This is a genomic window from Mesorhizobium sp. M0991, from assembly GCF_040318915.1.
Lineage (GTDB): Bacteria > Pseudomonadota > Alphaproteobacteria > Rhizobiales > Rhizobiaceae > Mesorhizobium.
In genome coordinates this window covers 76,735-103,705 of record NZ_JAMYNE010000004.1, presented here as the reverse complement: position 1 = coordinate 103,705, position 26,971 = coordinate 76,735, and the positions used below count along the sequence as shown (strand labels likewise).

Sequence of the window (26,971 nt, the reverse complement as noted above, 5' to 3'; positions counted from 1 at the left end):
CGAGGAGAAAAAATGCCCAAAACCTTCAAAGCCATCCTCGTTTCGCGCGACGCCGAGAAAAACCAGTCGGTCGCGGTGACCGAGCTTACCGAGGCAGACCTGATGGAGGGCGACGTCACCGTCGCGGTCGAGGCGACGACGGTGAACTACAAGGACGGCCTTGCGATTACCGGCAAGGCGCCGGTGATCCGCCGCTGGCCGCTGGTGCCGGGCATCGATTTCGCCGGCACCGTCATCTCGTCTTCCAGTCCCGACTGGCGCAAGGGTGACAAGGTCATATTGAACGGCTGGGGCGTCGGCGAAACGCATTTCGGCGCCTTTGCCGGACGCGCCCGCGTCAAAGGCGACTGGCTGGTGCCGCTGCCGGACGGCATGAGCCCGCATGATGCGATGGCGGTCGGCACCGCCGGCTACACCGCCATGCTTTGCGTCATCGCGCTGGAGCGCCACGGCATCGTTCCCGATCGCGGCCCGGTGGTGGTGACCGGCGCTGCCGGTGGCGTCGGCTCGGTCGCGGTCTCGATCCTGTCCAGCCTCGGCTATCACGTCATTGCCTCGACCGGCCGCGCTGCCGAAAGCCCCTATCTGATAGATCTTGGCGCCGCGGAAGTGATTTCACGCGACGAGCTTGCCCAGCCGGCAAAACCACTCGCCAAGGAACGCTGGGCCGGCGGCATCGATGCTGTCGGCAGTCATACGCTGGCCAACGTTCTGTCGATGACCTCCTATGGCGGCGCCGTCGCCGCTTGCGGCCTCGCCGGCGGCATGGACCTGCCGGCAAGCGTCGCTCCGTTCATCCTGCGCGGCGTCTCGCTGCTCGGCATCGATTCGGTGATGGCGCCCAAGGCGGTCCGCCTCGAGGCCTGGCGCCGCATCGGCGCCGATCTCGATCACGCAAAGCTTGCCAGCCTGTCGACGAGCATCGGCTTCGACGGCATCATCGGCGCCGCGCATGACATCGTCGAGGGCAAGATCCGCGGCCGCGTGGTGGTGGATATGTGAGCCCCAAAGGGACAAAAAAGAGCGCGACCGCTAAAATTCGAACGATCAACCACAACCTTCGATAAGCTCTGTCTGGCAGGAGTTCCGTATGATTGCGGAACCCGGCATCAGAGAGGCGGAACCAGCCGAACGAGCCGACGGGACGGCCCCCGAGGTGCCAGGACGGCAGCTTGTCGCCGCGCCGCCGCTGGCGCCGGAACTGCCGGCCGCCAACCGCGAAGGCCTGCCCTTCCTGACGCTCGTCGCCATCGTCGTGCTGGCGGGCCTGTCGCATCTGACCGGAGCGCCGATCTTCATCACCATCGGCCTTTTGGCGACAGCCATCGCCGGGCTCGCCATGCATCTGCGCAACAGGCGCACCCAGCGTCGCGCAGTGGCCCTGCTCGATGCCACGACCGCCCGCAGCCGCGCCGAAATCGAGACGCTGGCCGACCGCATGTGGGAGATGCAGGAGAGCGAGGAGCGCTTTCACGGTCTGATCGATGCACTCGGCGATCTCGTCGTCCACCGCGACCGCGACGGCCATATTGTCTACGCCAACAAGGTTTTCGCCGACCTTGTCGAAACCGACCAGCGCGACCTCGCCGGCAAGACCCTGGCCGAACTAGGCATCGATGTCGGCATCGTTCCCGACGCCGCCTTTTCCGACCATGAATGCCTGAGTTCCACCGATGTCGCCATTCGCACGCCGGACGGCCCACGCTGGTTCTCGTGGATCGAGCTGTCGGTGCGCGACAAGGACAGCGGCGCCGTTTCGCATCGCGCCATCGCCCGTGACATCACTGCCCGCAAACGCGCCGAATCCTCGCTGATCACCGCCCGCGAGCGGGCCGAACATGCGAGCCAGGCCAAATCGCGCTTCCTCGCCACCGTCAGCCACGAGATCCGCACGCCGATGAACGGCATCATGGGCATGGCCCGGCTTCTCGCCGACACCAGCCTTTCGGCCGAGCAGCGGACCTATGTCGGCGCCATCTCGACCTCGGCCAGCGCGCTGCTGGCGCTGATCGAGGACCTGCTCGACTACTCCAAGATCGAGGCCGGCCGCTTCGATCCCGAACCGCAGCCGATGTCGGTGCGCGAGATCGCCGACAATGTCATCGAGCTTTTGGCGGCGCGGGCTTTTGCCAAGGATATCGGCCTCGGCTGTCATGTCGAACCCGACGTGCCGCAGCTGATCACCGCCGACCCCGGCAGGGTCAGGCAGGTGCTGCTCAACCTGATCGGCAACGCCGTCAAGTTCACCGACAGCGGCGGCGTCCTGGCAAGCATCGCCCGCGTCCGCACCGAAACCACCGACCGCATCCGCTTCACCATCACCGACACCGGCCCCGGTCTGCGCGAGGAGGACATGGAGCGCATCTTCGAGGACTTCGAACAGGCTGACGGCACCTCGACCCGTGCGCATGGCGGTGCCGGCCTCGGTCTTGCCATTTCCAAGCGCCTGGTGACCGCCATGGGCGGCACCATCTCCGTGTCGAGCCGGCTTGGCCAGGGGTCCGAATTCGTCTTCGATATTCCCGCTATTTCCGCCGTCGAGGCGGCGCAGATCCGGCAGGACCCGCTGTCGGGCCGGCATGCGGTGATCGTGTCGAAGAACCTGGTCGAGGCCGAAGCCATCGCCCGCACCATTCGCGCCAATGGCGGCACGGTCGATCTGGCCACCACCGCCGCCCAGGCCACCCCTTTCGCCGAGAACTGCGACCTGCTTCTGATCGATGCTGCCATGGAGCAAAGCGACGGCAGGCTGCTCAGGCGCCTGCGCCAGGGCGGATTTGCCGATTGCGAGGCGGTGACGCTGATCGCGCCGACCGACCGCGGCATGCTTGGCGAATTCCGTGCCAACGGTTACGCCACCTTCCTGGCGAGGCCAGTGCGCGGCGAGACATTGCTGCGCGTGCTTTTGACCAGCCATGCGCCGGTCATCGCAGAGCCACAACCGCAAAAGCGCGGCGCGCAGGCTGGGCACGCCATTGGCGGCCGCCAGCAGGGCCTGTCGGTGCTGATCGCCGAGGACAACGACATCAACGCCATGCTGGCTCGCGCCACGCTGCTGAAGGCCGGGCATCGCGTGAAAGTGGTCGGCAACGGCAAAGCCGCCGTCGAGGCGGTCATCAGCTCCGGCCACAAGCACCGCTACGACGTGGTGCTGATGGACTTGCACATGCCTGTCATGGACGGTCTGGACGCCATCGCCGCCATCCGCCGCCATGAGGAGGAGACCGCGGTGCCGCCGGTGCCGATCATGGTGCTGTCGGCCGACAGCCAGGAAAAGACCCGCCACGCCGTGCTCGCTCACGGTGCCAGCGGCTTCGTCACCAAGCCGCTCGACCCCGATGCCCTGGTTCATGCGGTCGAGGGGCAAGTGGCCGCCTGAGGCACAACATAGACGGTTGATAGATTACCCAGCCGACGAAGTATTGCCCGCAGAGCCGTATCACGGTACTGTCACAATCCTGTTGCACCTACAACGTATCCCCGTGCCAAGAGGGATGGCTCGAAGGAGAATCACTCGTGCATACAGTCATGCCGGAATGTGATGCTCGGCCGAACGCCAGCGGGCCTTTGCTCGTCGGCCGGAACGCCGATGCCGTCATAAAAGGCGCATCGCTCGGCCGCATCGGCAATCTCGAAGTGCGGCTCGCCCGCAACGAGGCCGAGATCGCTGCCGCGCAGGAAGTGCGCTACCGGGTGTTCTACGACGAGCTTGGTGCCAGGAAGGACCTGTTCCAGATGCAGGACCGCCGCGATGCCGATCGCTTCGATCCCCTCTGCGACCATCTGCTGGTCTTCGACACTTCGCTTTCCGGCCCCGAGCACCGCCGCATCGTCGGCACCTACCGCCTGCTGCGGCAGGAGATTGCCGCGGCCGCCGGCGGCTTCTATTCCGAAGGCGAATTCGAGCTGACCAAGCTGATCGCGCGGCATCCCGGCCAGCGCTTCCTCGAGCTCGGCCGCTCCTGCGTTCTGCCGGAATACCGCTCGAAGCGCACCATCGAGGCGCTGTGGCAAGGCATCTGGGCCTATATCAACCATTACGGCATCGGCGTGATGACCGGCTGCGCGTCGTTCCACGGCACCGTGCCGGCCGCACATGCCGAGGCGCTGACCTATCTTGCCCACCACTGCCGGACGAATTCATCGTGGGACGTGCGTGCCGTCGCAGGGCGCTATTGTTCCATGGATCTGATGCCGATCGAGGCCGTCAATGCCAAGGCAGCGATCGCCGCGATGCCGCCGCTGGTCAAGGGCTATCTGCGCGTCGGCGCGCGCATCGGCGACGGCTGCGTCATCGACCGTGAATTCTCGACGGTCGACGTGTTCGTGGTGATGCCGGTCAAGGAGATCGGCGCCCGCTACGTCAATTATTATGGCGGGGAAGCGCAGCGCTTCGCTGCCTGAGTAGGGCAGTAGGGCAGTAGGGGAATAAGGCAGTAGGGGAGTAGGCGGAGAGAAGGCAACGGCCGGAGTAGGCAATTGCTCTACTTTACCCGCGTAGCGTTATTCCCTACTCCCGCACTGCCCTATTCCCCTACTCCCCTAACTTACGCATCCTTCTCAGCCTGCTCGTTGACCGGCCCCGGCTCGACCGGCGCTTCGCTTGCTACATGCTTGGGGCCGCCCTTGGCCACGCCGACCATGGCCGGCCGCAACACGCGCTCGCCGATCGAATAGCCGGGCTGCACGACCTGCACGACCGTGTTGGCCGGTACGTCGGGATTGGGCACCTCGAACATCGCCTGGTGGAAATTCGGATCGAATTTCTCGCCCTCGGGTTCGAGCTTCTTCACGCCGTGACGTTCCAGCGCCGACAGCATGGCGCGCTCGGTGATCTCGACGCCGTCGATCAGCGCTTTGAACCCGGCATCGCCCGAAGCCTTGGCCTCTTCCGGGATGGCATCCAGCGCACGGCGCAGATTGTCTGATACCGAAAGCATGTCGCGGGCAAAGTTGGCAACCGCATAGGCGCGCGCATCGTGGACGTCTCGGGCCGTGCGGCGGCGCAAATTCTCCATGTCGGCCGCCACGCGCAGCGCGCGATCCTTCAGCTCTTCGTTTTCCTTCAGAAGCCGCACAAGCGCTTCATAGTCGCCGTCGACGCCGCCTTCCCTTGGCTCCGCGGCAGCCTCGGTCTTCTCGGCTTCATCGGGCGCGCGTTCGTCTTTTGCCTGGTCGCTCATCGCCGTTTCCCGTCATTTTCGAATGGTGTGGATTTGCGCCCGATATCGAGGTTTAGCGGCCAAAAATCAAGGGGCAAGCGATACTCTAGCCGCTGTCGTGGCTTGATGGCCGACGGCGCAAACCTTTCGATTTTAATTCAAACTTTACCGTACCCGCCGGCTTTGCTTGCCAGGCTACTACAATGCGGGAACCATTCCTCCCGTGGAAGAGTTTCGAAGCCGACACAGGATTTTGAGATGATGCCCCGCAGGAATGGCGAAAAACGCGACGGGCTCGCAGCCGATATCCGGCGCCAGCTCGGCACCGAGGCGACCAAGCGCTTTCTGCGCACCTTGCCGGCCTTCCGCACGGAGTCGGATATTCCCGACCGTCTGAAGGAATTGCTCGACCGCCTGGACGGCGTGGAAGCCAAGGTGGTCGCAGGCGGGCGCCGTCGGTAGGCGTCGTTGCCGGCGACGCGCCCGGCGATTGCCACCGGAATTCCTCGCCATCGCGCGACATTTACGCGCAGTAACTTCGCGTGATCTCCGCCTTGCGGCAGCGCGCCGCTCCGCCTATGTTTCATGATGAACATGATTTCCCCCGAAGCTGTGGCAAACAGCAAGCGCGCCTGGTTGAAAATCCTGTCGCGCTATAAAAAGCCCGACAGGCGTCGCAGCGCCGTCGAACTCGCCATCACCCTCATCCCCTTCGCCACGCTGTGGGCACTGTCCTCGGCCGCCTATGCCTATGGCCATTGGTGGGGTCTGGTCCTCATCCTTCCGGCAGCCGGCTTTCTGGTGCGGATCTTCATGATCCAGCACGATTGCGGCCACGGTTCCTTCTTTGCCAACCGCTATGCCGACGACTGGATCGGCCGCGTGCTTGGCGTGCTGACGCTGACGCCCTACGATTGCTGGCGCCGCGCCCACGCAACCCATCACGCCAGCGCCGGCAATCTCGACGAGCGCGGCACCGGCGACATCAAGACACTGACCGTCGCCGAATACCGGCAACTGTCGTGGCGGGGCCGGCTCGCCTATCGCCTCTATCGCCATCCGCTGGTGATGTTTGGCCTTGGCCCGATATGGATCTTCATTTTCGAGCAGAGATTGCCGTTGGGCATGATGCGGGGCGGCCTCACCCCCTGGGTGTCGTCGATGTCGACCAATCTCGCTATCGCGGTCATCGCCGCGCTGCTCATCTGGTTCGTTGGCCCCGGCGCGTTCCTGGTCGTGCATTTGCCAATCGTCATCCTCGCCGGATCGGCCGGCATCTGGCTGTTTTATGTCCAGCACCAGTTCGAGGAGACGGAGTGGACAAAGGACTCCGAGTGGGAATTCCAGCACGCAGCCCTGCACGGCTCGTCCTATTACGACCTGCCGCCGGTGCTGAACTGGATTACCGGCAATATCGGCGTCCACCACGTGCACCACCTCTCGGCCAAGGTGCCATGCTACCGGCTTCCGGAAGTGCTGAGGGACTATCCGGAACTGCGTGAGATCGGCCGCGTCACGCTTCTCGACAGCCTGCGCTGCGTCAAGCTGGCGCTGTGGGACGAGAGCCGCAGCAAGCTGGTATCGTTCCGCGAAGCGCGGATGGGCGTGTAGACGCACCGCCGCACCACTGGTGCGGCGGGCTCCAAAATTCCACCTCAAGCCGCCCGGCGTTGGTCGCGCATCAGGATCTCGCCCTGGCGGATCTCGGTGCCCAGCACTTTCAGGCATTCGCGCATGAACGCTGCAAGGCCCGGCCAGCCCTTGGCCGACACAAGATTGCCGTCGACATGGGCGCCGGTCGGCGCAACATCGATATAGATGCCGCCGGCCAGCGTGACTTCCGGCTCGCAATATTGCAGCGCCGCAACCTCGCGGCCGCGCACCACGCCGTCGACCGCGATCAGGATCTGCACGCCGTGGCAGATGGTGAAGATCGGTTTTCCCGTCTCATGGAAATGCCGCACCAGCGCCTGCACGCGCTTGTCGATACGGATATATTCCGGCCCGCGCCCGCCCGCCGCGTAGACGGCGTCGTATTCGGCAGGATTGACCTCGGAAAACGTCTTGTTGAGGATGTAGTCATGACCGAGCTTTTCCGTATAGGTCTGGTGTCCTTCGAAGTCGTGCAGCGAGGTCTTCAGGACATCGCCGGCCTTCTTGTCCGGACAGACGACGTGGACGGTGTGGCCCACCGCATGCATGGCCTGTTCAAAGACGAAAATCTCATATTCCTCGCTGAACTCGCCAACGAGCATCAATATCTTCTTGCCAGCCATACCCGGTTCCTCCCTTGTGGCCACATTTATTCGGATCGCGAAATAATGGGCCTATCCTAAGGCGGAGAGGCGCAAAATAAAAGGCTGAATCGGGAATGTGGTCCGACCAGATAGGGCTTCTGGCCCCTGGAGCAGATCAGCCGGCGCGCACCCGCCGCCAGGAATATTTCGGGCCTTTGGCCTCCGGCTTCACCGCCGGCTGATAGAATAGCGGCAGTCCGCCGGTGCGGCCTTGCTCGAGCCGCTTCAGCAGCACCGGGTGCGAGATCTCGAATTCGTCGAAGCCGAGGCGCAGCATATGCGGCAGCTGGTCGACCAGCACTTGCCCGGTGGCGCGCATGGCGCCGGTGAAGTGATAACGGCTGCGCAGCAATTCGCCCTTGGAGAACGAGCGGCCGTCATTGAACGCCGGGAAGGCCAGCGCCACCAGCGACAGCTGATCGAGCAGGCCGGCGATCTTTTCGAGCTGGTCGCCGGGCTGCAGCAGCACGCCGATGCGTTCCTTCGCCGACCGCCGCACCGCCGGATCGAGGCCGAGAAACGCCTGCAGCGGCAGGATGAAGCGGCCATTGCCGACCAGCGCCTCGGCGCTTTCGGCATGAACCCACTCGTCCTCGCGGAACCCATTCGGTGTCCACAGCCGCGTGGCGTTTTCGGCTATCAAGTCGCTCATCAAGAAATTCCCAAGTCCAAAGATTCTAAAGTGCAAAACACCTCAGGGTGTGTTGAGATTCAGGTCAGGCCGAGCCGAAAATGGTGGCTTCCGAGAACCGGAGCGGAGCGTACTTTTGGTACGTGAGCACCGGCCTATGCCGGCCGTAGCCTTAACTCCTTCGTCACTATCATGAATGCTTCGGCCGGCGAAGGCCGGAAGCGCAGGAAGCCGCCGTTTGCACGCCGGCATCACCTGAATATCAACATACCCTAAAGCGAGGCGTCGGTCAGCGACCTTTCCAGCCCCGACAAATGAATGCCGCATTCGGTCTTGGCGTGCCCGGCCCAGCGGCCGCTGCGCGCGTCGTCGCCCGGCTGCACCGGCTGCGTGCATGGGAAGCAGCCGATCGACAGATAGCCATAGGCGACCAGCGGGTTTTCACGCAGCGCATGCGCGCGCATGTAGCCGGCCTGGTCTGATGTCGTCCAGTGCGCCAGCGGATTGATGCGGATGCGCGAACCGACCGCCTCGAACACCGGAAGCGCTGCCCGGGTCGCCGCCTGGAAGCGCTTGCGGCCGGTGAACCATGCGCGGAACGGCTCGACGCCGCGCGCCAGCGGCTCGACCTTGCGCACGTCGCAGCAGGCGTCGGTATCGGTCTCGTTCAGATTGCCGGTCGGGTCGATCCTTGCCAGCGCCGCATCGTCGGGCCTGATCACCCGGATATCGGTTAGCCCGAAATCGGCGACCAGCGCGTCACGATAGCCGAGCGTCTCCTCGAAATGCTTGCCGGTGTCGAGAAAGATCACCGGCAACGTACGGTCGATCTCGGCGATCATGTGCAGCAGCACCGCCGAATCCGCGCCGAAGGACGAGACGGCGGCGATTTCGCCGTGAAAGAATTCCCGGGCCGACCGCTCGATGATCTCCAGCGGCTTCAGGTGGCCATAGAGCGCGTCGAGGCCCGCCGCTTCGGCGGCGATGCCGGCCTCGACGTCGACGATCCGGTCAAGCGGCCTTGGTTTCGCCAGCATAGAGCGCCTCCTTGAACGGCGCGGGACCGACTCGGCGGTAGGCGTCGATGAATCGTTCGTTTCTGTCCAGCCGAAGCCCGAGATAGGTCTCGACGATCTGCTCGATGGCGTCGGTGATCTCTTCCGAGCTGAAGCCGCGGCCGATGATCTCGCCGACCGAGGTGTTCTCGTCGGCCGAGCCGCCGAGCGTCACCTGGTAGAGCTCGGCGCCTTTCTTCTCGACGCCGAGGATGCCGATATGGCCGACATGGTGATGGCCGCAGGCATTGATGCAGCCGGAAATCTTCAGCTTCAATTCACCGATCTCGCGCTGGCGCTCCAGCGAGGCGAAGCGCCGCGAGATTTCCTGCGCCACGGGAATCGAGCGCGCCGTCGCCAGCGCACAATAATCGAGGCCGGGGCAGGAGATGATGTCGCTGATCAGGTTGGAATTGGCCGTCGCCAGCCCGATATCGACAAGCGCGTCATAGACCGCCTTGAGGTCGGTCCGCGCCACATGCGGCAGAATCAGGTTCTGCTCGTGACTGACGCGCAGCTCGTCGAAGGAATATTTTTCGGCAATGTCGGCGACCGCTTCCATCTGGCTGTCGGAGGCGTCGCCCGGCGTCTCGCCGATGCCCTTGAGCGAGATCGTCACCGCCGCGTAGTCGGGATGGCGATGGGTGACCACATTCTGGTCCAGCCATTCGGAAAAGCTCTTGGAGTCGAGCCGGGCAAGCTTGACCGCCTCGTCGCCTTCCGGCCGGTCGACAAGCGCCGGCGGCGCGAAATAGGCGCCGATGGCACGGATGTCGGCTTCCGGCAGCCTCAGCTCGGCGTCCTTCAACTCCTGCCATTCGGCCTCGACCTGGCGGGTAATCTCCTCGACACCGGTCTCATGGACCAGGATCTTGATGCGCGCCTTGAACTTGTTGTCGCGACGGCCGTAGAGGTTGTAAACGCGCAGGATCGCCGTGCAATAGGACAACAGATCCGCTTCGGGGAGGAAGTCGCGGATCTTCTTGGCGATCATCGGCGTGCGGCCCTGGCCGCCGCCGACATAGACGGCGAAACCGAGCTCGCCGGCAGCGTTCTTCTTCAGGTGCAGGCCGATGTCGTGCGTCTGGATGGCGGCGCGGTCGCGCTCAGCACCGGTCACCGCGATCTTGAACTTTCGCGGCAGGAACGAGAATTCCGGATGCACCGACGACCATTGCCGCAGGATTTCGGCATAGGGGCGCGGATCGGCAACCTCGTCGGCGGCGGCGCCGGCGAAGTGGTCGGCGGTGACGTTGCGAATGCAGTTGCCGCTGGTCTGGATGGCGTGCATCTCGACGCTTGCCAGATCCGCCAGGATCGCCGGAATGTCCGACAGCGCCGGCCAGTTGAACTGGATGTTCTGGCGCGTCGTGAAATGGCCATAACCCTTGTCGTATTTGCGGGCGATATGGCCGAGCATGCGCAGCTGCTTGCTGTTCAGAGTGCCGTAGGGCACCGCGATGCGCAGCATATAGGCATGCAGCTGCAGATAGACGCCATTCATCAGCCGAAGCGGCCGGAACTGGTCCTCGGTGATCTCGCCGGCAAGCCGCCGCGCGACCTGATCGCTGAACTCGGCGACGCGGGCCTTGACGAAATCGTGGTCGAACTCATCGTAACGGTACATATCCAGGTCTTTCCGGGCGCGTCCGCCCGTTATTTTCTTCGTTCGAGCATGATCGGGATCATGCTTGTGTCATCTATGCCGCGCGTGCGGCCTGCGGACGGGCCTGCTTTCCCAGATCGTTGCGGGTCGTCGGGCCGGCGGCACGGATCTTTTCACGCAACCGGACCGCCTCGACCGTGCCGTTGACCACGGTCACGTCGATCAGATTGACGTCGACCACTTCGTTGTTGGCGGAGGCCTTGGCGCCGATCGCCTCCAGCCGGTCCTCGGCCGCCTTGTCATGGGCGATGTCGGCATGGTCGATGGTCTCGGCCCAGCCGCCATTGGCGTACCAGACGGCTATGCCGTCGGCGAGGCGGTTCGCGGTCAGGACTTTCATTGGCTCACTCCTTGCGCGGCAGCACGGGCCACGCTTTCCTGCCTGTGTGCCGCCAGCGGCTCGGACCGTTCGAAATTGGCGCCGGCGACCGCGTCGCCGATGATGGTCATCACCGGGCCGCTGAGGTCGGCGCGTGCCTCCAGCGATGGCAGGTCGGCCAGCGTGCCGTGGAAACGGCGGCGGTTGGCAAGGCTGGCATTCTCGACCACGGCGACGGCGGTATCCGGCGACAGGCCGGCTTCGATCAGCCGGCCGGCGACCTCGGCGGCGACCGAGCGCCCCATATAGACGGCGACCGTCGCGCCGGAAATGGCGAGCTTTGCCCAGTCGGGCAGCGAATTTCCCTTGAGGTCGTGGCCGGTGGTGAACACCATCGACGACGACACGCCGCGCAGCGTCAGCGGCAGTTCGAAATCGGCGGCGGCGGCGAAGGCCGCGGTGACGCCCGGAACCACTTCGTAGGCGACGCCGGCATCGCGAAGTGCCGCCATCTCCTCGCCGGCCCGTCCGAACACCAGCGGGTCGCCGGACTTCAGCCGCACGACGCGCTTGCCGGCGTGGCCAAGCTCGACCAGCAGCGTATTGATCTCGGCCTGGCTCTTGGAATGGCAGCCCTTGCGCTTGCCGACCGGCAGGCGCTCGGCATCGCGGCGGCCCATGGCGACGATCGCCTCCGGCACCAGCGCGTCATGGACGATCACGTCGGCTTCCATCAGCAGGCGATGGGCGCGCAGCGTCAAAAGGTCCTCGGCGCCGGGACCGGCGCCTACAAGCGCGATATGGCCCGATGCCGGTTCGTTCGAAAGCAGCAGGCCGACGGCGGCATCATGCGCCTGCGAAAGCTCGCCGGCCTCCACGGCACGGGCCGGCGCGCCGCCAAAGAAATCGCTCCAGAAGCGGCGGCGGGCATTGCCTTTCGGCAGCAGTTTTTCGGCGGCGCCGCGAAACGATGCGGCAAGGGCTGCGAGCGGCCCGAGCGAGGGCGCCAGCATGCGGTCTATGCGGCTGCGCAGCATCTGCGCCAGCACCGGGCCGGCGCCTTCGGTGCCGATGGCGATGGCGACCGGCGCGCGGTTGACCAGCGCCGGCGTGAAGAAATCGCAAAGCTCCGGCCGGTCGACGGCATTGACCGGAATGCCCAGCCGGCGCGCATCCCCGGCAACGCGGCGGTCGAGCGCCTCATTGCCGCTGGCGGCAAACACCATCACCGCACCGGCGAGATGTGCTGCATCGTAGGCGTCGGCAATGTAGGTGGCCCCCGTCTCGGCGATAAAGGCCAGCAGATCGGCGCTTGCGGCATCGCTGACGATGCGCAGCACAGCGCTCGACTGAGCGAGCAGCCGCGCCTTGGCCAGCGCCTCCTCGCCGCCGCCGACGATGGCTACGGCTTCGCCCTCGACCCGCATGAAGACGGGAAAGGCATTGAGCTTGGGCGTGGCTTGCGGCATGACGAGCGGAATCCTTGGAACCGTTTGCCAGTTCTACGCGGGGGCGCGAAAAACCAGAAGGCACCCACTCGCGCATCGCTTCGTAGCAGGCAATCTCTTTTCTGCAAGCATGAAGGCCAAGAGAAAAATATTCCACATTCAAATGCGGAGCGGATTGAAGCTGCTGTTGCGGCCCTTGATCCGCTGCCTTTCTAGCGGCTGCCAGAGCCGGCCACAAAACAGATTTTTCTAAATTCTACCAATTTAGTAGATTAAAGCCGCCGGATGCCAAACGAGCCATCAAAGGCAGCCCGGCGCTCTCGCCGGCCTCTGTCGGAATACCGGTCCGAGTACCGGAACATTCCCGCCTCGGCACGCGTTTGCCCTATGGGCCCAGGCCCGGTCATGCCCCTGCGGCAAAGGCTTGGCGATGGGCTCGAAAAATCAAAAAAGGAGCGCCCCATGAGCAACGTCAGACTGAAACGCGGACTGTGGATCGTGGTGGCAGATGGCGAAAAGGCGCTGTTCCTCGAGAATCGTGGAGACGTCCAATATCCCGACCTTCAGGTCGTGCACGAGATGGAGCAGGAAAATCCGGCAACCCGAGAACAAGGCACGGACCGCCCCGGCCGCTACAGCGACGGCCCTTCCGTCCACCGCAGTGCGGTCGAGGACACCGACTGGCACCGTCTCGGCAAGGAGCGTTTTGCCGAAGAGATTGCCGACAGGCTCTACAAGCTCGCGCATCGCGGCACGTTCAAGGAGATCGTGCTGATCGCGCCGCCGGCGGTGCTGGGCGACATGCGCAGGAAGCTGCACAAGGAGGTCACCGACAAGATAACGGCCGAAATTCCAAAGACGCTGACCAACCACAGCATACCCGATATCGAGAGCCTGCTGCAGGCAACCTGATCGGGGCATCGGCGGCGCGCAACTTTCGTTGCCGTAGCAATCGCCTGCCTGGAGCAGGCCGCCGGGTGGCAACGCTTGCCGGCTCTCCGCCTTTTGCTGCTTTGTCATCGATTTCATGGGGATTGCGGGTTGTCTCGCGACTGTCCCAGCCTCCATACTGCCAAGGCGGCGGCTTTTGGGCGGCGCACATCCGACATCGCAATTCCTGAAGGCGCTCCATAGACAATGCCGCATGACACGCCCCTTATCGCCACCATCGTCGCCGGTCTGGGGCTGGCTTTCATCTTCGGCGCACTTGCCAACCGCTTCCGTGTCCCGCCGCTGGTAGGCTATCTCGTCGCCGGCGTTCTGGTTGGACCGAACACGCCGGGTTTCGTTGCCGATGCCGGCCTCGCCAATGAACTGGCCGAGATCGGCGTCATCCTGCTAATGTTCGGCGTCGGCCTGCATTTCTCGCTGAAGGACCTGTTGTCGGTTCGCGCCATCGCCGTGCCCGGCGCCATCGTGCAGATCGGCTTCGCGACAGCCCTCGGCGCCGGCCTTGCCTGGATGCTCGGCTGGTCGATGGGCGCGGGGCTGGTCTTCGGCCTGGCGCTTTCCGTGGCCTCGACCGTGGTGCTGTTGCGCGCCCTGCAGGAGCGGCGGCTGATCGAGACCGAGCGCGGCCGCATCGCCGTCGGCTGGCTGATCGTCGAGGATCTCGCCATGGTGCTGGCGCTGGTGCTTTTGCCGGCATTGGCCGGCGTGCTCGGCGGCCAAGAGCAGGTGGAGGTGCACTCCAGCGGTCTGCTGTCGCTGCCGACGAGCTACGGCGTCTGGGGCGTCGTCGGCATCACACTGGCCAAGGTCGTGGCCTTTGTCGTGGTCATGCTGGTGGTCGGCCGCCGGCTTATCCCCTGGATCCTGCACTACGTCGCCCATACCGGATCGCGCGAACTGTTCCGGCTGGCGGTGATTGCGATTGCGCTTGGCGTCGCCTTCGGCGCGGCCAAGCTGTTCGGCGTGTCGCTGGCTCTCGGCGCTTTCTTCGCAGGCATGATCATGAGCGAATCCGAGCTCAGCCACCGCGCGGCCGAGGAATCGCTGCCGCTGCGCGACGCTTTTTCCGTGCTGTTCTTCGTCTCGGTCGGCATGTTGTTCGACCCGTTCAGCCTGATCAGCAATGGCTGGCCGATCCTGGCGACGCTGGCCATCATCGTTATCGGCAAGTCGCTGGCAGCCTTCGTCATCGTCGTCGTTTTCCGCTATCCGATCGCAACCGCGTTGATGATTTCGGCAAGCCTTGCCCAGATCGGCGAATTCTCGTTCATCCTTGCCGAACTCGGTGTCGGGCTGAAGCTGCTGCCCGAACAAGGCCGCGACCTCATCCTCGCCGGCGCCATCCTGTCGATCGTCCTCAATCCGCTGATGTTTCTTGCCGTCGACCGGATGAAACCCTGGCTGGAAGCACGCGCCGGCGGGACGGCGGCGCCCGGCGAAGCAAGGCCGATCGGCCCGGCGACCGAGCCCGGCCAGGTGGCTTCGGTCGCGGCGCCTGCGAAGGAGGATGGCCCACCGCCCAGGACGAGGCTGACCGGCCACACCATCCTGATCGGCTACGGCCGCGTCGGCAGCCTCGTCGGCACGGCGCTGAGGCAGGCCGCCCTGCCCTTCCTCGTCATCGAGGATGCCGACAAGACGTTGGCGAAGCTCAAGGCCGACGGCATCGAAACCGTGGCCGGCAACGCGGCGAATGGCGACGTGTTCGCCGCATCGAACCCCGAGGGCGCGAAGCGGCTGATCCTGGCCATTCCCAACGCCTTCGAGGCCGGGCAGGTCGTGCTGCGCGCCCGCGCCGCCAATCCGACAATCGAGATCATCGCCCGCGCCCATTCCGATGCCGAGGTCGAGCACCTCAAGGGCCTTGGTGCCGACACCGTCATCATGGGCGAACGGGAGATCGCCCGCGGGATCGTCGAGGAAGTTTTGGCAGCACCGGAAAGCGCCCCCGGCGGCCTAAGCCTGCGCCGCCCCTCACCCCTACCGTGAAGAGGCAGCGTCAACGATCCATAAAAACTCAGCCGCTCAAACGTGCTGGCCGCCGTTGATGTGGATTTCCGAGCCGGTCACGTAAGACGCCTGCTGCGAGCACAGGAAGAAAATGATGTCGGCGACTTCCGCGGTGGTGCCCAGGCGCCTCAGCGGGATGGTCTCGACGATTTTTTCCGTGCCCGGCGACAGGATCGCGGTGTCGATCTCGCCCGGCGCAATGGCGTTGACGCGAATGCCGTGCGGGCCGAAATCATGCGCCATCTCGCGGGTCAGCGAGCCGAGTGCCGCCTTCGAGGTCGCGTACGCGGTGCCGGCGAAAGGATGCACGCGGGTGCCGGCGATCGAGGTGACGTTGACGATCGAGCCCTTGGCCGATGCCAGCTCCTTGAACAGTCCGCGCGCCAGCATGATCGGGGCGAAGAAATTCACCTGGAAGACGTCGCGCCAGACATGCATCGGCGTGTCGATCGAGTTCATGCGGCTGTTGCCGTCCTTGAGCTTCGGCGAGATGCCGGCATTGTTGACCAGCGCATGCAGCTGCCCGCCATGCGCCTCCAGCCGGTGGCGGATCTCGGAGATGGCGATGCCGACGTCCTCCTGGTCGGCGAGGTCGACCTTGATGTGGTCTTCCGGGCCGGCCGGCCACGGGCAGTCCTCGGCAAAAGCCTGGCGCGAGCAGGTGATGACGCGCCAGCCTTCGCGTGAAAAGCGCTTGACCGTGGCATGGCCGATGCCACGGCTGGCGCCGGTCAGCACGATCGTCTTTCTGGTGTCGAGTTCAGCCATGTCTGTCACTCCGACGACGACATCTAGCCGAATGTGCGAACCGTGGCGAGGGTCGTTCGGGTTTTGGCGAGGATCGACCGTGCAGGCACCCATCGATCGACGCGCGCGCGACCATTGCCTTGTGCTGCCGCAAGAAGCGACCGCTGCTAGACCTTGCTCATAAGCAGGTAGGACAAGTGGCGAGCAGGCCGAGATTGAGGATAAACATTATGGTCGCCAGCGACCATAGAACCCACAGGAAGCCGCCGCGCGATCTATCCGCGAGGCGCCCAATACCCCACGCAATACCATACGGCACGACGAGCATCAAAACGACTGAAGCTATTATCGCGCCCAGCCTCTCATTGAACAGATAGGCCGGATCGGAAATATGCAGATACGGCAAATGCCTCAACACCACGACGCACACCAGCATCGACAGCAAGAGGAGCCATTGCCACCAGCTTAAGCTATTGAATCTGCGCCTGTTTAGACCATCCATTTCGACCTGCCCGTCCACGACAAGATTGAACTTGGTCAAAGCGGAAGGCAAGTGGGTAATGCGCTCCGCGACTGTCGACATTGGACTAGCGTGTTGCGCCGTCAAATACGGGTGCGTCAGCCCCCAGTCAGAATGTCAAGGATCGAGGTCTGCCGCTTCTTGACCGGGCCGCCGACATTGCCGGGCGGCACCGGATGCTTGATCGATCCGGTGGCACTGTCGACGCCCGGCATGGCCAGGCCGCCGGCATCGACCGTCTCGGCAGGACGCACGGGACGCGAAGCCGACTGGGTGGCTGCTGCAGGCGGCGCCGATTGGCCAACGGAAGCGACCGGCGCCGGCGGTGCCGTGTCGGACGGTATGTCGTCCGGGACGATGGTGTCGGGCGGCGTCGACTTCCAGGTTCCGGGCAGCGGCCGCACCGGCACGCCCTCATGCGCGGCGACCATGAACTCGTGCCAGGCCTGCGCCGGCAATGCGCCGCCGGTGACCTTCTTCATCGCGCTGCCGTCATCATTGCCGAACCAGACGCCGGTGGTCAGGTTGGCTGTATAGCCGATGAACCAGGCGTCGCGCGAGTTCTGGCTGGTGCCGGTCTTGCCGGCGGCCGGCCAGGCGAACGCCGCCTTCCTGGCCGTGCCGATCTCGACCGTGCCTGTCATCATCGAGTTCATCATGCCGACAACATCCGGCTTGACGACCCGCGGCGCGCCGCCGCCATTGTTCTCGTAGAGCACCTTGCCGTCGCTCGTCGTGACGCGGCGGATGAAATGGATGTCGGGCTTAAAGCCGCCATTGGCGAAGGGAACATAGGCCGAGGTCAGTTCCAGCGGCGTCACTTCCGAGGTGCCAAGCGCTATCGAGGTGTTGGCCGTCAGCTCGGACTGGATGCCCATGCGGTGCGCCGCCTCGACCACCGCATTCGGTCCGACTTCCATGGTCAGCTGCGCGGCCACCGAATTCAGCGATTTTGCCAGCGCCGTCGCCAGCGTCACCTTGCCGAAATATTTGCCGCCGTAATTGTCGGGCGTCCAGTTGCCGATCCTGATCGGCGCGTCGTTGCGCACGCTGTCGGGCGTACGGCCGGATTCCAGCGCCGCCATATAGACGAACGGCTTGAATGCCGAGCCCGGCTGGCGGCGCGCTTCCGAGGCGCGGTCGAACTGGCTGGTCGAATAATCATAACCGCCGACCATGGCGCGCACCGCGCCGGAATTGTCGATCGACACCAGCGCGCCCTGGCTGACATTGAGCTTCTTGCCGCTCTGGTCGATCAGCCGGCGGATCGATTGCTCGGCGAGCTTCTGCAGCGTCAGATCGACCGTCGCGTCGACGACGATATCGCGGCGCACATCGCCGATCAGGTCGGGCAGTTCTTCCATGATCGTGTCGGCGACATAGTTTTCCGAGCCGGTCCAGTAGGACGGCGCGCGCGTCGCCGGCGCGCTCATCGCCGTGGTCATCTCCTTGGCGCTGATCTTGCCCTCGTCGCGCATCGCGGCGAGCACCAGCTGCGAACGCTGTTCGGCCGCCTTCGGGTCGCGCGCCGGCGACAGCCGCGACGGCGCCTTGAGCAGGCCGGCGAGAAGTGCCGCCTCCGACAGCGTGACATCGCGCGCGCTCTTGCCGAAATAGCGGCGCGAGGCCGCTTCGACGCCATAGGCGCCGGAGCCGAAATAGACCCGGTTGAGGTACATTTCGAGGATCTGGTCCTTCGTATGCTTGTGCTCGAGCCACAACGCCAAGAGCACTTCCTGCACCTTGCGTTCCAGCGTGCGGTCCGGCGTCAGGAACAGGTTCTTGGCCAGCTGCTGGGTCAGCGTCGAACCACCCTGCGAAAAATGCCCGCCCAGAACATTGGTCACCATGGCCCGGGAAAGGCCGATCGGATCGATGCCGAAATGCGAATAGAAGCGGCGGTCCTCGATGGCGATGACGGCCTCGGGAATATAGGGCGACATTTCGTGCAGGCCGACGGCCTCGCCGCCGCTCATGCCGCGATTGCCAAGCAGCTGGCCATCGACCGAGACGATCTTGATGTTGGGGGCGCGGTCGGGAATGGCCCAGGTGGTGGCCGCCGGCATCTTTGCGCCGTAATAGACGACGATGCCGGCAGTGGCGATACCGCCCCAGATGGCCAGCACGAAGCACCAGTAGAACAGCCGGCCAAGCACGCCGAACAGCCCGCGCCGGCTTTTGCCGCGCCCGCCGCGTGACGGCTTGGCCTTGGTCGATTTGCGCTTTGCAGCGGCTTTGCGATTGCTCGGCACGACGCGGTCCTCCTCGCTCACCGAAAAGCCGGCCGAGGATCTCGCCCCCGGCGATGCCTCGAAGCTGGGCTCGATGCGGCTGTCTTTCCGGTTCGCCATGCGCTGTGCTGTCTTCCCCATGCCTATGGCGTTCGGGTTGAAGACTAGATGCGGCGATTTAAGGGCGGGTTAAGTCGGGAAAAATCGAAGTAAAGTGTATTCAATCGCTTGCCGAGCCGGCGCGGCCCGCGACAGTGCCAAAGCCCGAAATGAAAAACCCGCCTCGGCGGGCGGGTCGTTGGAGCCAATGAGCACCATAGCGAAATTAGTAGCATAGCTGCCGGCACAAAGCAAGAACAAAATATGCTTTGCCTCAGAATAATCGCTTCAGGTCGGCGGTTGCGTCAGCCCTCAGTCGTCCGCGTCCGGATCGTCGGAGGCCGGCCGCCAGCTGATTGGTTCGATCTTCTTTTGCGTATGGCCGTCCGTATAGGCCCACCAGCCGGCATCGCTTTCGTCCCAGTCGCCGCCGGCCGCCTTCAGCCGGTCGAGCGAACGGTATTGCGCGATGCTCTCGTTCATCACGCCGTCGCTGTCCTGCCAGTAGACGGTGACCTTGGAGCCGTCCTTCGGTGCCGTTTCGATTGGTTTTCGCGCAGCCATTTCAATTCCTCCCGGCCAACGGCATTAAGGTGCCAGAAGGCCATTAGCTGTGGGCGAAGATATCCTCCTCATCCCAGCCCATCAGGTCGAGTTTCGCACGCGTCGGCAGGAAGCGGAAGCAGGCATCGGCCTCCTTGGTCCGGTTGTCGCGAGCCAGCCGCGCGCTCAGCACGTCGCGCAGCCGGTGCAGGTAGAGCACGTCGGAGGCGGCATATTCGAGCTGCTCGGGCGACAGCGTCTCGGCGGCCCAGTCCGATGATTGCTGCGCCTTCGACAGGCCGACCCCGAGAAGCTCGAAGCAGATGTCCTTCAGCCCGTGCCGGTCGGTGTAGGTGCGCGTCAGCCGCGACGCGATCTTGGTGCAGAACACCGGCTCCGGCATGACGCCAAAGGCGTTGTAGAGCACGGCGAGATCGAAGCGGCCGTAATGAAAAAGCTTGGTGATGCTGCGGTTCTTGAGCAGGCTGACGAGGTTCGGCGCCTTCTTCTGGCCGGGCGCGATCTGGATGACGTCGGCCGAGCCGTCGCCCGGCGAGATCTGCACGACGCAGAGCCGGTCGCGATGCGGGTTCAGCCCCAGCGTCTCGGTGTCGATGGCGACCGCCCCGACATCGTAATGCAGCAGGCCGGGCAAATCGTTTTTATGGAAACGTATGTCGCTCATCGTCTTCTCCGGTCGCGGCCCCGTGCAGCGATGCGCGACGGACCATGCCCGTCCTTGCCGCGATCCGGCGAAAAATCAACAAAAACTTGAGTCTGGCGCGATTTCAGCGTGTCAGCGCGTCGAGAATGCGCGCCCAGGAGCGCTGGCCCTTGTGGAAGGAGTTCATCTCGTACTTCTCGTTCGGCGAGTGGATGCGGTCGTCGTCGAGGCCGAAACCGACCAGCAGCGATTCCATGCCGAGATAGTTCTGGAAATCGCCGACCACCGGGATCGAGCCGCCGCCGCCGGTCACCACCGCCGGTTTCGGCCATTCGTCGGACAGCGCCTGCTTGGCCTTGGCCAGGAAGGGCGAGTCGTAGGAAAGCTGGATCGCCGGCGAGCCACCATGCGGATGGAATTCGACCGAGCAGTCGGCCGGAACCCGCTGCCTGACAAATGCCTGGAAGGCGGCGCGGATTTTTTCCGGATCCTGTTTGTGAACGAGGCGGAAGGAGACTTTCGCCGAGGCCTGCGCGGCGATCACCGTCTTGAAGCCCTTGCCGGTATAGCCGCCGATAATGCCGTTGAACTCGGCCGTCGGCCGCGCCCAGGTCAGTTCGAGCACCGAGCGGCCCTTTTCGCCGGACGGAATCGACAGGCCTATCGGTCCGAGGAAGGTCTCGGCCGTCTCGCCGAGCGACAGCCACGACTGCAATATCTGCGACGGCGTTTCCTCGACGCCGTCATAGAAACCCGGAATGGTGACGTGGCCGTCCGCATCGTGGATGTCGGCCAGGATTTTTGCCAGGATGCGGATCGGATTGGCGGCCGCACCGCCATAGAGCCCGGAATGCAGGTCGCGGTCGGCAGCCGTCACCGTGACCTCCTCGCCGACCAGCCCGCGCAGCGAGACGCAGATCGACGGCGTATCGCGGTCCCACATGCCGGTGTCGCAGACCAGCGCGAAATCGGCCCTCAGCTCATCCGCATTCGCCTCGAGAAACGGTTTCAGCGACGGCGATCCGGACTCCTCCTCGCCCTCGAACAGGATCGTGATGCGGCACGGCAATCCGCCATGCACCTGCTTCCACGCGCGGCAGGCCTCGACGAAGGTCATCAGTTGGCCCTTGTCGTCGGCCGCGCCGCGGCCGGTGATCACCTTGTGGCCGGGCTCGATCTCCTTGACCGCCGGCGCGAACGGGTCGCTTTCCCACAGCTCGATCGGATCGACCGGCTGGACGTCGTAATGGCCGTAAAACAACAGATGCGGCGCGCCCGCCGGCCCATCGTGATGCGCGACCACCATCGGATGCCCCGGCGTGTCGCGCACGCTGGCGTCGAAGCCGATCAGCTTGAGCTCGGCAACCAGCCATTCGGCGGCCTTGCGGCAGTCGGCGGCGTAGTCCGGATCGGTGGAGATCGACTTGATGCCGAGCAGGCCGAACAGGCGTTCGAGGCTCTGGTCGAAGTTCTTGTCGAGGCGGTCGAGGACAGGGGAAACTGCGGACATCTGGCGGGCCTTTCGATTCTGGCGGCGAATCTAGAGCCCATGCGGCGAAACGGAAAGCCCGCGATCGTTGGGCCACAGCTTCCTGTCCAAAGGCAAAAAAATGCCGCCGTGGTGGAGGGGAACCACGGCGGCCTTACTCGAAACGATGCGGCAGCCCGGAGAGGGGGGATAGGCTGCCGCAAGTGTCCGGGATAGGCGGGGGACGGGCCTTGCTCCGGACTTCGGCGAAAACTGCCGATGGCGTTTATTTGTGTCTGCGAACGTGGCGATTCAAGGGCACAAAAATTACACTTTTGTAACATAGGCGTGAGCGAACAAAGCTCCGGCCAAGCCGCCATGGCCGGCCAAGCCCGCACGCCATTTGTCAGGGTGTTGCCGGAACCCTTGGCGGAAGCCGCCTTTGGCATGGACCGCGGCGCTGCGCCGCGCTATCCCTCGTGCCATGAAAAAAGGCGATCATCTCTTCCTTGTCGACGGCTCCGGCTACATCTTCCGTGCCTATCACGCGCTCCCGCCACTGTCCCGCAAGTCCGACGGGCTGCCGACCAGTGCCGTGCTCGGCTTCTGCAACATGGTCTGGAAGCTGACGCAGGACGCCCGCAATACCGATGTCGGCATCGTGCCGACGCATTTCGCCGTGATTTTCGACTATTCGTCGAAAACCTTCCGCAACGACCTCTACCCCGAATACAAGGCCAACCGCTCGGCGCCGCCGGAAGATTTGATCCCACAATTCGGCCTGATCCGCCAGGCGACCAGGGCCTTCAACCTGCCATGCCTTGAGACGGAAGGCTACGAGGCCGACGATTTGATCGCCACCTATTGCCGGCTTGCCTGCGAAGCCGGCGCCGACACCACCATCATCTCTTCCGACAAGGATCTGATGCAACTGGTCGGCCCAACGGTTGCCATGTACGACCCGATGAAGGACCGCCAGATCGGCGTTCCCGAGGTGATCGACAAATGGGGCGTGCCGCCGCAGAAAATGATCGACCTGCAGGCGCTGACCGGCGATTCGGTCGACAATGTGCCGGGCGTGCCCGGCATCGGGCCGAAGACGGCGGCGCAATTGCTCGAACAGTTCGGCGACCTCGATACGCTGCTCGCCCGCGCCGGCGAGATCAAGCAGGACAAGCGGCGCGAATCGATCATCGCCAATGCCGACAAGGCGCGCATCTCGCGTGACCTGGTGACGCTGAAGAACGACGTGCCGGTGACCGAGGGGCTCGACGAGTTCGTGTTGCACGAGCCGGACGGCCCCAGGCTGATCGGCTTTCTCAAGACCATGGAATTCTCGACGCTGACCCGCCGCGTGGCCGAAGCGACCGGAACGGACGCGGGTGACGTTGCGGCCACTCCCGTCACGATAGAGCGTGCCGATACCGCGCATGGCCCCGATATGGGTTTTGGCGTGCCCGCGGCCGCCGAGAGCGCACCGCCGTCGGACGAAGCGGCACTCGAAGCCCCGGCCGCAGCCAGGCAAGGCGACACCCCATCCCTGCTTTCGGCGCTTCGCCTGGAGGCTGCCACCGCCCGCAAGATCGACACCGGCGCTTACGCCTGCATCCGCGACGCCGCGACGCTGAAGGCCTGGATCGCCGAGGCGATGGAGAGAGGCATCGTCGCCTTCGACGTTAAAACCTCCTCGCCGGATCCGATGCGGGCCGAAGTGATCGGCCTTGCCATGGCCGTCGCGCCCGGCCATGCCGCCTATGTGCCGCTTGCCCATAAGAACGGCAATGGCGACCTGCTCGGCGGCGGCGCGGTCGAAAACCAGATCCCGATCCGCGACGCTCTGGCGTTGCTCAAGCCGCTGCTCGAGGACAAATCCGTCCTCAAGATCGTGCACGACATGAAATACCGCCTTGTCGTCATGAGCCGTCACGGCATCGAGATCGGCCCCTATGACGACACCATGCTGATCTCCTACGTGCTTGAGGCCGGCACCCATGGTGGCCATGGCCTGGAGGCGCTGGCCGATAAATGGCTCGGCCACGCGACCATTCCGCTGAAGGAACTGGCCGGTTCGGGAAGAAGCTTTGTCGGCCTCGATCAGGCCGACCTCGGCAAGGCGACGGCTTACGGCGCCGAGCACGCCGATGTCGCGCTCAGGCTCTGGCAGGTGCTGAAGCCGCGGCTTGCCGCCAAGGGCCTGGTCTCGGTCTATGAACGGCTGGAACGGCCACTGGTGCCGGTGCTGGCACGGATGGAGCAGCGCGGCATCTCTGTCGACCGGCAGATCCTGTCGCGGCTCTCCGGCGAACTGGCACAGGGTGCCGCACGGCTCGAGGACGAGATCTATCAGCTGGTCGGCGAACGCATCAACATCGGTTCGCCAAAACAGCTCGGCGACATCCTGTTCGGCAGGATGGGCCTGCCCGGTGGTTCTAAAACCAAGACCGGCCAGTGGTCGACCTCGGCGCAGCTTCTCGAAGACCTCGCCGCCGAGGGCCACGAATTGCCGCGCAAGATCGTCGACTGGCGCCAGCTGACCAAATTGAAATCGACCTATACCGATGCCTTGCCCGGCTTCATCCATCCCGACACCAAGCGCGTCCACACCTCCTACGCGCTTGCCGCGACGACGACCGGACGGCTGTCGTCCTCGGATCCCAATCTGCAGAACATTCCGGTGCGCACCGTCGAGGGCCGAAAGATCAGGACGGCCTTCATCGCCGACAAGGGCAACAAGCTGGTTTCCGCCGACTACAGCCAGATCGAATTGCGCGTGCTCGCCCACGTCGCCGAAATCCCGCAGCTCAAGCAGGCCTTCGCCGACGGCGCCGACATCCACGCCATCACCGCCTCGGAAATGTTCAACGTGCCGGTCGAGGGCATGCCTTCGGAAGTGCGCCGCCGCGCCAAGGCGATCAATTTCGGCATCATCTACGGCATTTCGGCCTTCGGCCTCGCCAACCAGCTGTCGATCGCGCGCGAAGAAGCCGGCGACTACATCAAGAAATATTTCGAGCGTTTCCCCGGCATCCGCGACTATATCGATGCGACCAAGGCCTATGCCCGCGAGCACGGCTTCGTCGAAACCATTTTTGGCCGCCGCATCCACTATCCGGAGATCAGATCGTCAAACCCGTCGGTCCGCGCGTTCAACGAGCGCGCCTCGATCAACGCACGCCTGCAGGGCACCGCCGCCGACATCATCCGCCGCGCCATGATCCGCATGGACGAGGCGCTGGAAAAGGCCAAGCTTTCCGCCCGCATGCTGCTGCAGGTGCATGACGAGCTGGTTTTCGAGACCGTCGAAGCCGAGGTCGAGGCGACGATTCCCGTCGTCTGCCACGTCATGGAGAACGCCGCCATGCCCGCGGTATCAATGTCGGTGCCGCTGCACGTCGACGCCCGCGCCGCCAACAATTGGGAAGAGGCGCATTAAGGCGGGCCACAGAGCCATATTCGGTTCAAGGTTCACGAGAAGCAGCGGTATGCTATAGTGCCCGTATGATCACCAAGGCACTTGAGAATCTGGTAAGGCACGCGGAAGCTTGGCCTCGCGAAGACCAGGAGGAGCTTGCCGAGTATGCCCACGTCATCGAGGCGCGGCGAACCGGAGTGTATGCCACGTCGGAATCAGAGCGCAGCGCCATCACAACGGGACTCGCAGAAGCCGACCACGGCACTTTCGTAGATGAGGATACGGTTCGCGCGGCAGACACCCGCCGCAGACTATGAAGGTCCGATTTACGCGGCAGCCTTTGCCGAACGCGAGGCGATTTTCAACTACCTCGAAGAGCGGGGGCCTCAGGGCGCCCTTTCGGTCATTTCTCGGATCCACGCTGGAATTTCGCGACTTGCCGAGTTTCCTGAAAGTGGTCACGCGACCGACATCCCTGGCGTTCGCGTTCTCTTCATAGGTCGCTATCCCTACAAGGTTTTCTATCGGGCCCGTTCCGATGCAATCGAAATCCTGCACATCCGGCATACCTCAAAGAAGCCGGTTGGCTAGGCCGTAAACTAGGTGGAAAGCGGACTTGGGGATTTGTGGAAAGCACTCATGGCGTATGTCATGCTAGAACCGCAGTCATCGAGAATGGTTCATGCATGAATTGGGAACTGATAGCATCGGATTTCGCTTGGGACGGCTACTGGCGAGACATCTACGTTCTGAACACGTCTGAGGCAGATTGGCAGAGCGTCTGGAACATCCTCCTCGAATGGACCCCGCCTGCTAGTTTCAGTGTCTCCGGCAAGATCGAGTCGATGCCATTGGGCGTCGAAGCGGCCCTGGAAAGCGAAACAGGCAGCTTACTGTCTTTTAACGTCGGGCCAATTCAGCTTGCATGTCACTTCTTCAGCGCTGTCGAAATTGAGTTCGACTTCGATCCAAGGCAAGTCAGAGGAAAAACCGAGGTTGAGCACCTTGACCGCTTTATGCGATTGCTCGGTGACGCTACTGGGAAGCAGATAATTCTCACGCAGGAAAATGATCAAGAGGCTATCATCGCACGCTACTCTCCCGATCTTGAGAGGGTAGTTTGGACTGCACTTTCATAGCCGAATGTCTGCAACGGGTCGTTTGTCGACTGGCGGCTTCCGCCCTCATGGAGGCTATCGCCAAGGCATAGGAACCATCGTGAGCCCACCGGCGAGGCGTGAATACTGCTCCGCCGCCTTCGAAGTGTTGCCTTCGGGCTTGCTAAGCCGCCTCGGCCAAACACTTCGCACAAGTCCCGCGGAATTCGATAACCGCCTTCTTGGCGGCGAAGCCGGTCGAGCGTACCCATTCGTCGAGCCGGTGGCCGACATCGTGGTCGGAGAACTCGGTCACCTGGCCGCAGGTGTCGCAGATGGCAAACGCCGTCATCGAATGGCTGTGGTCGTGCGGCTCCGCACAGGCGACGAAGGAATTGAGGCTTTCGAGCCTATGCACGAAGCCGGACTTCACCAGCGTGTCGAGCGCGCGATAGACCTGCAGCGGCGCGCGAAAACCGCGCTCGCGCAGTTGGTCGAGCAACGTATAGGCGCTGAGCGGTCCGCTGGCGGCTTCGAGTTTCTCGAGAACGCAAAGCTGGTTCTTCGTCAGTACATCCCTTGCCGCCATGATCCTGTTCCAACCCGCTTCGTGCCGATCACTGCCATTTCGCATGCGATCGGACCACTTCC

General features: G+C 63.9%; 24 protein-coding genes. 10 read left to right on the top strand and 14 right to left on the bottom strand.

The annotated features are described in order from the left end of the window. Positions 1 to 12 precede the first annotated feature (12 nt). The 3 genes from acuI to olsB all read left to right on the top strand — a co-directional run bounded on the left by acuI (position 13) and on the right by olsB (position 4,404). A complete protein-coding gene (gene acuI / locus NKH70_RS08095; RefSeq protein ID WP_352713854.1) occupies positions 13 to 1,002 on the top strand; it encodes an acrylyl-CoA reductase (NADPH) in 990 nt (329 codons plus the stop codon). An 88-nt stretch (positions 1,003 to 1,090) separates the two neighbouring features. Beyond that, the gene (locus NKH70_RS08090; RefSeq protein WP_353025071.1) at positions 1,091 to 3,379 is read left to right on the top strand and encodes a PAS domain-containing hybrid sensor histidine kinase/response regulator; all 2,289 of its coding nucleotides are present in this window, start codon (positions 1,091 to 1,093) and stop codon (positions 3,377 to 3,379) included. Positions 3,380 to 3,528: 149 nt separating this feature from the next. After that, complete coding sequence (gene olsB / locus NKH70_RS08085) at positions 3,529 to 4,404, top strand: l-ornithine N(alpha)-acyltransferase (RefSeq protein ID WP_292664606.1); 876 nt, start codon at positions 3,529 to 3,531, stop codon at positions 4,402 to 4,404. Positions 4,405 to 4,547: 143 nt separating this feature from the next. Here the strand turns inward: olsB and grpE are convergent, their stop codons facing one another. After that, the gene (gene grpE / locus NKH70_RS08080; protein WP_023675250.1) at positions 4,548 to 5,183 is read right to left on the bottom strand and encodes a nucleotide exchange factor GrpE; all 636 of its coding nucleotides are present in this window, start codon (positions 5,181 to 5,183) and stop codon (positions 4,548 to 4,550) included. A gap of 237 nt (positions 5,184 to 5,420) precedes the next feature. Between grpE and NKH70_RS08075 the strand changes: the two genes are divergently transcribed. Further along, complete coding sequence (locus NKH70_RS08075; RefSeq protein WP_023675249.1) at positions 5,421 to 5,624, top strand: hypothetical protein; 204 nt, start codon at positions 5,421 to 5,423, stop codon at positions 5,622 to 5,624. Between the two features lie 126 nt (positions 5,625 to 5,750). Further along, positions 5,751 to 6,773 carry a fatty acid desaturase gene (locus NKH70_RS08070; RefSeq protein WP_352713863.1) on the top strand — a complete coding sequence of 341 codons (1,023 nt, stop codon included), beginning with the start codon at positions 5,751 to 5,753 and terminating at the stop codon, positions 6,771 to 6,773. Positions 6,774 to 6,817: 44 nt separating this feature from the next. Here the strand turns inward: NKH70_RS08070 and NKH70_RS08065 are convergent, their stop codons facing one another. The 6 genes from NKH70_RS08065 to cysG form a co-directional block, all read right to left on the bottom strand. Then, entirely contained in the window at positions 6,818 to 7,438 is a 621-nt protein-coding gene (locus NKH70_RS08065; protein WP_352713867.1) for a DJ-1/PfpI family protein, read from the bottom strand. Between the two features lie 136 nt (positions 7,439 to 7,574). Further along, entirely contained in the window at positions 7,575 to 8,111 is a 537-nt protein-coding gene (locus NKH70_RS08060; protein WP_352713871.1) for a DUF934 domain-containing protein, read from the bottom strand. A gap of 251 nt (positions 8,112 to 8,362) precedes the next feature. Beyond that, positions 8,363 to 9,127, bottom strand: coding sequence for a phosphoadenylyl-sulfate reductase (locus NKH70_RS08055; protein ID WP_292664601.1), 765 nt, complete (start codon positions 9,125 to 9,127; stop codon positions 8,363 to 8,365). After that, complete coding sequence (locus NKH70_RS08050) at positions 9,102 to 10,772, bottom strand: nitrite/sulfite reductase (RefSeq protein WP_353025069.1); 1,671 nt, start codon at positions 10,770 to 10,772, stop codon at positions 9,102 to 9,104. The genes NKH70_RS08055 and NKH70_RS08050 overlap by 26 nt, the downstream gene beginning before the upstream one ends. A gap of 73 nt (positions 10,773 to 10,845) precedes the next feature. After that, positions 10,846 to 11,151: a DUF2849 domain-containing protein gene (locus NKH70_RS08045; protein ID WP_352713876.1), complete on the bottom strand. Its 306-nt coding sequence runs from the start codon at positions 11,149 to 11,151 to the stop codon at positions 10,846 to 10,848. After that, the gene (gene cysG, locus NKH70_RS08040) at positions 11,148 to 12,599 is read right to left on the bottom strand and encodes a siroheme synthase CysG (RefSeq protein WP_353025066.1); all 1,452 of its coding nucleotides are present in this window, start codon (positions 12,597 to 12,599) and stop codon (positions 11,148 to 11,150) included. Before cysG ends, NKH70_RS08045 begins: the two co-directional genes overlap by 4 nt. Positions 12,600 to 13,040: 441 nt before the next feature. Between cysG and NKH70_RS08035 the strand changes: the two genes are divergently transcribed. Further along, entirely contained in the window at positions 13,041 to 13,490 is a 450-nt protein-coding gene (locus NKH70_RS08035; RefSeq protein WP_352468331.1) for a baeRF12 domain-containing protein, read from the top strand. Between the two features lie 225 nt (positions 13,491 to 13,715). Next, on the top strand, positions 13,716 to 15,518 hold the full coding sequence (locus NKH70_RS08030) for a cation:proton antiporter domain-containing protein (RefSeq protein WP_353025065.1): 1,803 nt from the start codon (positions 13,716 to 13,718) through the stop codon (positions 15,516 to 15,518). Between the two features lie 36 nt (positions 15,519 to 15,554). On the opposite strand, the gene NKH70_RS08025 is transcribed toward NKH70_RS08030, so the two are convergent. From NKH70_RS08025 to NKH70_RS08000, 6 genes are all read right to left on the bottom strand, one after another. Continuing rightward, the gene (locus NKH70_RS08025) at positions 15,555 to 16,307 is read right to left on the bottom strand and encodes an SDR family NAD(P)-dependent oxidoreductase (RefSeq protein ID WP_254816795.1); all 753 of its coding nucleotides are present in this window, start codon (positions 16,305 to 16,307) and stop codon (positions 15,555 to 15,557) included. 157 nt (positions 16,308 to 16,464) lie between these two features. Beyond that, positions 16,465 to 16,869 carry a hypothetical protein gene (locus tag NKH70_RS08020; RefSeq protein WP_352713880.1) on the bottom strand — a complete coding sequence of 135 codons (405 nt, stop codon included), beginning with the start codon at positions 16,867 to 16,869 and terminating at the stop codon, positions 16,465 to 16,467. A 35-nt stretch (positions 16,870 to 16,904) separates the two neighbouring features. Continuing rightward, on the bottom strand, positions 16,905 to 19,157 hold the full coding sequence (locus NKH70_RS08015) for a transglycosylase domain-containing protein (protein WP_353025064.1): 2,253 nt from the start codon (positions 19,155 to 19,157) through the stop codon (positions 16,905 to 16,907). 291 nt (positions 19,158 to 19,448) lie between these two features. Next, positions 19,449 to 19,700 carry a hypothetical protein gene (locus tag NKH70_RS08010; protein ID WP_352713884.1) on the bottom strand — a complete coding sequence of 84 codons (252 nt, stop codon included), beginning with the start codon at positions 19,698 to 19,700 and terminating at the stop codon, positions 19,449 to 19,451. 43 nt (positions 19,701 to 19,743) lie between these two features. Then, positions 19,744 to 20,364 carry a ribonuclease D gene (locus NKH70_RS08005; protein ID WP_352713886.1) on the bottom strand — a complete coding sequence of 207 codons (621 nt, stop codon included), beginning with the start codon at positions 20,362 to 20,364 and terminating at the stop codon, positions 19,744 to 19,746. Between the two features lie 103 nt (positions 20,365 to 20,467). Further along, positions 20,468 to 21,853: a M20/M25/M40 family metallo-hydrolase gene (locus NKH70_RS08000; protein ID WP_352713888.1), complete on the bottom strand. Its 1,386-nt coding sequence runs from the start codon at positions 21,851 to 21,853 to the stop codon at positions 20,468 to 20,470. Between the two features lie 442 nt (positions 21,854 to 22,295). On the opposite strand from NKH70_RS08000, the gene polA reads away from it, so the two are divergent. The 3 genes from polA (at position 22,296) to NKH70_RS07985 (ending at position 26,362) form a co-directional block, all read left to right on the top strand. Beyond that, a complete protein-coding gene (gene polA / locus NKH70_RS07995) occupies positions 22,296 to 25,244 on the top strand; it encodes a DNA polymerase I (protein ID WP_352714573.1) in 2,949 nt (982 codons plus the stop codon). Between the two features lie 252 nt (positions 25,245 to 25,496). Next, a complete protein-coding gene (locus tag NKH70_RS07990) occupies positions 25,497 to 25,814 on the top strand; it encodes a type II toxin-antitoxin system RelE/ParE family toxin (protein ID WP_352713890.1) in 318 nt (105 codons plus the stop codon). Between the two features lie 95 nt (positions 25,815 to 25,909). Continuing rightward, positions 25,910 to 26,362, top strand: a complete 453-nt coding sequence (locus NKH70_RS07985) for a hypothetical protein (RefSeq protein ID WP_353025061.1) — start codon at positions 25,910 to 25,912, stop codon at positions 26,360 to 26,362. A 142-nt stretch (positions 26,363 to 26,504) separates the two neighbouring features. On the opposite strand, the gene NKH70_RS07980 is transcribed toward NKH70_RS07985, so the two are convergent. Next, entirely contained in the window at positions 26,505 to 26,909 is a 405-nt protein-coding gene (locus NKH70_RS07980) for a Fur family transcriptional regulator (protein WP_023675234.1), read from the bottom strand. Between the last annotated feature and the right edge of the window lie 62 nt (positions 26,910 to 26,971).